4 protein-coding genes are annotated in these 4,804 nt (G+C 42.1%); all 4 read left to right on the top strand.

Annotated features, from left to right (window positions below; all coding sequences use genetic code 11):
* The first annotated feature begins 241 nt into the window (after positions 1–241).
* Complete coding sequence (locus SST111_RS07145; RefSeq protein ID WP_024406623.1) at positions 242–781, top strand: Gx transporter family protein; 540 nt, start codon at positions 242–244, stop codon at positions 779–781.
* Positions 782–1,045: 264 nt separating this feature from the next.
* On the top strand, positions 1,046–2,395 hold the full coding sequence (locus SST111_RS07135; protein ID WP_029174444.1) for a TrkH family potassium uptake protein: 1,350 nt from the start codon (positions 1,046–1,048) through the stop codon (positions 2,393–2,395).
* Between the two features lie 11 nt (positions 2,396–2,406).
* A complete protein-coding gene (locus SST111_RS07130) occupies positions 2,407–3,072 on the top strand; it encodes a potassium channel family protein (RefSeq protein ID WP_002942648.1) in 666 nt (221 codons plus the stop codon).
* A 320-nt stretch (positions 3,073–3,392) separates the two neighbouring features.
* Positions 3,393–4,730, top strand: coding sequence for an MATE family efflux transporter (locus SST111_RS07125; protein WP_099810490.1), 1,338 nt, complete (start codon positions 3,393–3,395; stop codon positions 4,728–4,730).
* Positions 4,731–4,804: the final 74 nt, after the last annotated feature.

The following is a 4,804-nucleotide window of genomic DNA, read 5'->3' as shown; positions in this document are numbered from 1 at the left end:
TTAGTGCACCCTTTTGTCTAGAAAATCATCTAAAAATTAATCAACTTTCTATTGACTTTTTACCACTAGACTTGTGAAAATCAAAACAAATTACATGTTCCCATTATATCGTATTCCAAGATAGTTGACAAGCGAATTTCAATAATTAGTAATATACACAAACAAAACTTGCCATAGTGAACAAAAACAAGTATGATAGTAAAATAGATAATCGACTAGAAAGAGTTTTTTCTCTACACCCATGAATTCTAAACGTCAAACACTTAACTTTATTACGATGCTGGCAGCTCAGGCAGTTGTCATTTCTTTGATTGAACGACTCATCACCCCCCCATTTGCTTTTGCTCCAGGTGCCAAGCTAGGACTGGGAAATTTGATTAGCTTAATTGCTATTTTTACCCTCCCTACAAAGGATAGCCTAAAGGTTGTCTCACTACGCTTGCTCATCTCAACCTTTCTGGGAGGCACCTTTTCCACATTCCTCTATGGCTTTGCCGGAACTACTTTGAGTTATGTAGGAATGCTCTCTGCCAAGCAGCTCGGTCCAAACCGTGTCAGTCCTATTGGAATTTCTATTCTGGGCGGGATGTTGCACAATCTTGGTCAGCTTCTTGTTTTTGCTACCATTGCCCGCTCTTTCTATGTACTGAACTACCTGCCAATCCTCGCTTTTACAGGAATTTTATCAGGCTTATTGGTCGGACTGGCTGCGACCTACCTCCTCCAAAAGGTCGGACCTTTACGTCACTATCATCAACAAGTCTTAGCAGAATGGAAATAAATCTCCCTAGGTTAACTAAGGAGATTCTTTTTATGGTCCGCACCACTTTTTCATTATCCATAAGAATTTCCCCATAATCCTGGTGTCACAAATAAAATGAGCCACCTCATGTAAACACCACTTATAAAATCCATGGTAATAAAAAACAATGAAGCTTTCAAGAAGAGAAAAAATCAGGTTCTTTGCGTGTTTTAGTCGTACATTTTCTTTCTTTTGTGCTACAATATCTTCATCTTTTATTTTTTTTTGAGAAAAGGTAGAATTATGTCACCATTTAGGATCAAACTTTCTCCCAGTCAGCGAATCATTATCAGTTTCTTATTCGTGATTCTGACTGGATCAATTTTACTAAGTCTTCCCATCTCACAAATTAGCACCTCTACAGCAAGTTATTGGGATCATCTCTTCACATCTGTCTCCATGGTTTGTGTGACAGGGCTATTTACCAAAGCCGTTGCTGAAACCTATTCTACTTTTGGACAGATTATCTGTATGATGCTAATCCAAATTGGTGGTTTGAGCTTGATAGGATTCATCGGTCTCTTCGCTTTACGCGGTGGTCGTAAAATGAATTTCATCAATATGGCGACCTTACAAGAGGCTCTAAACCGATCTGACACAAAATATTTTCGTAACTTCCTCAAATCAGCTTTTGGTTTTACTTTGGCGGTCGAAGCCTTTGGAGCCCTCTTACTGTCCTTTCATTTTGTACCTGAATTTGGATGGGCGAGAGGTTTATTTACCTCGATTTTCGTAGCTATATCAGCCTTTTGTAATGCTGGTTTTGATAATTTTGGCGCAACTAGCATCATGCGCTATGTGGATAATCCTCTAATCAACATAACATTAGCCAGTCTCATTATTATGGGAGGTCTTGGATTCTCGGTTTGGTTTGACCTTCAGACACAAATCGGGCAAAAACGTAGCCTACGAAAACTAGGGTTCCATACAAAGATTGTTCTAGGTCTAACAGCTACTATACTAACCCTCGGAACTCTGACAACCTTACTCACTGAATGGAATAACCCCTCTACTATCGGGCAACTATCATTTGGTCATAAATTATTAGCCAGCTTTTTCCAGACGGTCACCATGCGAACCGCTGGTTTTGCCAGTATCGACTACACGAAGGCTGAACCAATCACCCTCTTGCTCTATATCTTTCAGATGATGCTTGGCGGGGCCCCAGGTGGAACAGCCGGCGGTATTAAAATAACCGCCTTCCTAACCTTAGTACTCTATGCTCGTAGTGAAATTCTCGGCCTCCCTCATACCAACTTTATGGGACGAACCATTGATAACCTCAGCATCCGCAAAGCTTTTGCGACATTCTCCGTCTTCCTGCTTATGTTTATCATAGGACTCTTCGCACTTGCCTTAACAGATGACCGACAACCACTTCTATTTTTAATGTTCGAGGTCATGTCAGCACTAGCCACTGTAGGTGTTACTGCCAATCAGACACCAAGTCTAACCATGGCCGGTCAAGCAGTCATTATGGCGCTCATGTTCTTCGGCCGTATCGGTCCACTTTCTATTCTCGCAAGCCTTTCTGTTCGAAAATTATCTAAAACCGAAAGTCTTCAATACGCAAAATCATCTATGCTTGTTTAAAAGGAGAAATCATGCCAAACTATACTATCGGAATTCTCGGCCTGGGAGTTTTTGGTACTACCATTGCAAAAACATTACACAATTACGATTGCAATATCATTGCTATTGATAATCATGAGCAACGTATCAATCATCTAGAACCTATTCTCACGCGCGGTATTGTCGGAGACATCACCGATCGCTCGCTCCTACGTGCAGCAGGAATCGGTAACTGCGATGCTGTTGTTGTAGCTACTGGCGAAAACTTGGAATCCAGTGTTCTTGCTGTTATGCATAGCAAGGTCCTAGGCGTTCCTATGGTCATTGCCAAAGTCAAAGGAACAACTGCGAAAGAAGTCCTTCTCCGTGTTGGTGCTGACAAGGTTATTTCTCCCGAACGCGAAACAGGTATTTCCCTAGCCAAACAATTACTCCACCGCGATACAACCAGCCTCTTTGAGCTTGACGGTAATGTTTCCATTGTTGAGTTTCACCCGCCAGTAAAATGGATTGGCAAAACACTCGGCGAATTAAAACTCCGCCAACACTATAAACTCAATATTATCGGTTACCGAAGTGGCAAAAATCAGGAATTAAACATCCAACTAACTCCTGACTATGTCTTCAAATCTGACGAACTCATCTTAGCAGTAACAGACCATAATACTGTCGATCATTTTGAAGAGCTGACAAATTAATACTCAATGAAAATCAAAAACAGACTAGCTCCAAAGGTTTGGGGAACCTTTGGAGGTTGGAGATAGGGCGAACGTAGTTCGTTACTACTTACGCAGATAGAACCCTGTTACTATTTTGTTTCAAGGTAACAGGCTGAAAGGCTCCACTGGAGCCTTTCACACATCAAATCAAGTCAACAACGTCTGATTTTGATTTTCGAAGAGTATAAATAACAAATTTACGTCCTATACTCCGTTTTCAGGAGAAATATTTTATCCCTAGAAAGCCTACTAGACTATCATCTATCTAGTGGGCTTATCATCTGTCAAAAGGAGACGTTATGAATGATTTAACCAAAGGAAAGCCGATTGCGGTCATCTTACAATTCGCTATCCCCTTGTTGATTGGATCTTTTTTTCAATTGGCCTATAATTTTGCTGATTCCATGATTGTGGGGCATACTTTGGGAAAGGATGCCTTTGCAAGTGTCGGCTCAACTGCCAGCCTAATTTTTTTAATCATCGGTTTTGCTCAAGGTGTTACCAATGGATTAACCATTATTTCTGCCCAACGCTTTGGAGCTGGCGACTTAGAGGGGCTTAAAAAATCTTTTGTCCACGGACTCTTCTACGCTTCCCTCATCAGCCTTTTACTAACAGCCTCAGCCTTAGCTTTTTTGAAACCTATCTTGGTCTTAATGCAAACGCCTGTGAGTATCATCGACCACTCCCATGCCTTTCTAACGGCCATGTTTGGAGGATTGACCTTTACTATTTTTTATAATTTTCTGTCCTCAGCCCTACGCAGTCTCGGAAACTCTAAAACACCTCTGATTGCCCTAATCATCGCTTGTTTTATCAATATCGGTCTGGATTTTTTCTTTATCTTAGTTATGAACTGGGGCGTTTTCGGAGCTGGCTTTGCAACTATCCTTGCTCAAGCCTGTTCGGTCGTCTTTCTTATTTTTTACATTATCCACAAGGTACCTCACTATCATATCGGACTAGCTGATTTAAAATTGGATAGAGGTAATCTCAAGAAACATGCCCAACTTGCTTTTCCAATGGGATTTCAAGCCAGTATTATCGCCATCGGAGCCATGACCTTGCAGTTTATGGTTAACCAACTAGGAACAGACGCCATCGCCGCCCAGGCCATTGCCCTTCGTACTGACCAGTTGGCTATGCTGCCCATGGTCAATCTGGGATTGGCTATCGCAACCTTTACTGCTCAGAACTACGGCGCCAAGCTCTATGACCGTATTCGAGAAGGAGTGCGCCACTCTTTACTCCTCAGCATTGCTTGGGCCATTGTATTTGCGGTCATTCTCATCTTGGGCAATCGCTTCTTCTCTGGTCTCTTTCTGCCAAATGCCAGCCAAACAGTGCTGGACTTGGCTCTTGTTTATTACATCATTAACGGCTCTTGTTACTGGATTGTTGCTTCCCTCTTTATTCTTCGTAGCTTTATTCAGGGACTTGGCAAGGGCTTTATCCCAACACTAGCAGGCTTTGGAGAATTGATTTTCCGAGCAGCAGTCGCCATCATCGGCATGCAGTATTTCGGTTTTTATGGGACCGCCGCCGCAAACCCCGCCGCCTGGATCGGAAGTATCATCGTTCTGATTCCAAGTTCCATCATTTTTATGAAAAAATTAAAAGCTGGACAAAGTATTTAGAAGTCATAACCACCCGTGAAAACGGGTGGCTTGTACACCGGCTATAAGCCGTTTCTCTCCAGCGACGTCTAAAG

The organism is Streptococcus suis YS161, from assembly GCF_002760245.1.
Lineage (GTDB): Bacteria > Bacillota > Bacilli > Lactobacillales > Streptococcaceae > Streptococcus > Streptococcus suis_I.
Note: the sequence above shows the minus strand (reverse complement) of the source record. Positions and strands in the feature narration are given on the sequence as shown.

Excerpts from the sequence above, each read along its gene's own strand:
- SST111_RS07125 (WP_099810490.1), top strand. The coding sequence starts at position 3,393 with ATGAATGATTTAACCAAAGGAAAGCCGATTGCGGTCATCTTACAATTC.
- SST111_RS07145 (WP_024406623.1), top strand. The coding sequence starts at position 242 with ATGAATTCTAAACGTCAAACACTTAACTTTATTACGATGCTGGCAGCT.
- SST111_RS07135 (WP_029174444.1), top strand. The coding sequence starts at position 1,046 with ATGTCACCATTTAGGATCAAACTTTCTCCCAGTCAGCGAATCATTATC.
- SST111_RS07130 (WP_002942648.1), top strand. The coding sequence starts at position 2,407 with ATGCCAAACTATACTATCGGAATTCTCGGCCTGGGAGTTTTTGGTACT.